The 2,214-nt window shown below is 49.7% G+C and carries 1 protein-coding gene; it reads right to left on the reverse strand.

All coding sequences use genetic code 11. The features are described 5' to 3' along the window. Positions 1–137: 137 nt before the first annotated feature. Positions 138–1,895: a SpaH/EbpB family LPXTG-anchored major pilin gene (locus BSR28_RS08770; protein WP_073713983.1), complete on the reverse strand. Its 1,758-nt coding sequence runs from the start codon at positions 1,893–1,895 to the stop codon at positions 138–140. Positions 1,896–2,214 lie beyond the last annotated feature (319 nt).

Raw genomic sequence — 2,214 nt, forward strand, 5'->3', positions numbered from 1 at the left:
AATTGTTTTGAGGGGGTTCCAACACGTTTACGTGTTGGAACCCCCTCATTCACGGGTTATGCGTTTAGCGGCTGGTAGTGATCCCCCTCCTCAGGGTCACTCACTAAACAGCTTTAAAAGCCCGCGTGTGGTCCTTTTCAGGCCTGCTTGCGCTTACGAGAAGCAGCTAGCACGTAGGCGCCGGAGCCGGCGACTAGTAGGGTACCAGCGGCAACTAGGGTAGCAATACCAGCACCACCGGTAACGGGTAGGTTGAAGCCACCATTCTTCTTGATGTTGGTGACGTTAAGATCAACCTCTACCGGAGCAGCGTCAGAGTCACCCTTTAGAACTTGGAAATGAGCAACCTGCGGTAGCAACTCGTAACCTTCAGGGGCCTCAATTTCCTTCAAGCAGTAAGCGGTCTTTTCTGACCATGCACGACTGCCGTCCTTTACATCAACCGTGTCACCGTTACGGTAATCGTTAACTAGAAGACCAGAAATAACGATCTTACCGTCGTTAGCAGTCACGCCATCCTTACCGGATTCCCAAACGGACTTATTGTTAACGCTAATCTTGTCACCTAGAGTGTAGTTGTTTGAAGGATCACACTGGTAAAGTTCGAACTTAGCGCCGTTAAGGGCCTTATTAGGATCATCGGAAGCCTTCTTATTGATGACAACCTTACCGTAGTAAGACTTAACCTCATTACCGGGGGTAGAACCACCAGGTTCGGGAGTATCACCGGTGGGAGGAGTATAAGGCTTGTTCGGCTTTTCCGGATTCTTAGGTAGATTCGGGTTCGGCTGGGTGGGATCCTCAGGATTCCACTGGTTACGACCTTCATTTTCAGGGTTTGCAATTTCGAAAACCTTGTTGGGGATCGCTTCGCCAGCAGTAGCTTCCTTAACGTTAGCGTGGAATTCCCAAGTTACCTTCTTACCAGCCTTGGCCTGAAGTTCCTTCGCAGCGTCCTCAGTCAAAGTTAGAGTAACGAAACGGTACTTTTCATCCGCGGAACCAACCGGGTTGGTGGTCTCAACAATGGTGTACTTGCTAGAATCAAGCTTTTCACCGTCAACGAATACCTCATCTGAGGTCTGACCAATCCACTTTAGCTGCGAATCCTTAAAACGGTCAATCAGCATGAACTGGTTTAGCTTAGCAGAAGGAATTTCTGCAGATAGGGTGTAAGTAATCTGGGAGTTAGTAGCTTCGTTACCAGAACCCTTACCGTCCTTATCATCATTCAGGGTCTTTACGGGAGCCTTAACGGTAGCATTCTTGGGGTAAACGTTAACGTCGTACAGCCACTGAGAAGTGTTCTCAGGATTCGTCAACGGAACAGAAACGACGAACGGTTCAGCCTTAACAACATTGCCGGCAGGAACTTCCTCTGCCGCACCTTCTTTCGGGTGAACCTTAACGGTCTCTCCAGAAATGGATTCAGCTACAACATAGAAAGCAACCGGCAGGTTATCAAGAGTAACTACACCATTTTCATCAGTAGGTTGTCCCTTAACTTCCTTTAGAGTGTAAGAACCAAAGGTCTTAGCATCAACGTCAATCTTAGCGCCAGACCCCTTCAGTTCCTTCAACTTTACCCAGTCAGCATTCTTGTGAACATCTAGGCCCACAATCTGGTAAGCAGTAAAAGTAACGCCTTCAATCGGCTTGGAATCCTTAGGAAGTGCAGAAAGAGCATTACCTTCAGGAGTATCTTGCTTGAGTGAAGAAGGGGTAAGCTTAGTAACCTTAATCGAGCCAGTTGCCTGATCGATGGAGCTAGCAGACTTAACGTCTACCGAAGCTTCCGGGGTCGGTGCAGCCACAGCGAAGGATGAGCCAAGGCCCATTAGAGCAACAGCAGCTACGGTCAAGCCGGTAGCGGTCTTGCGGATATTGCGGGTCATAGTAAATCTCCTATTTTATTCCCGTGATTTTTATTCTTCATTTGTAGAATCTGGCGGTTGCCAGGTTCCGGTTGTTCCGGTCTCCCGCCCCCAACCTGAAGAAGGAGGCGGGGCTGGTTAACCGGGGTGCCTTACCCACGGGATGTGGGACAGGACTTATTAATCCCGTGGTTTCCTAATCCTTACGGATTCGGGCGGCAACCGCGGAAGTCTTGAAACCATAGCCAAGGGAAAGCAACAACAGCAATCCTGCAGCTAAGGCGTAGGGCATCGGGCCAGTACCACCAGAGATGGGGAGCTCGCCACGACGCGGGTCGTG

Origin of the sequence: Boudabousia liubingyangii (assembly GCF_001907245.1) — a bacterium.
Taxonomy (GTDB): domain Bacteria; phylum Actinomycetota; class Actinomycetes; order Actinomycetales; family Actinomycetaceae; genus Boudabousia; species Boudabousia liubingyangii.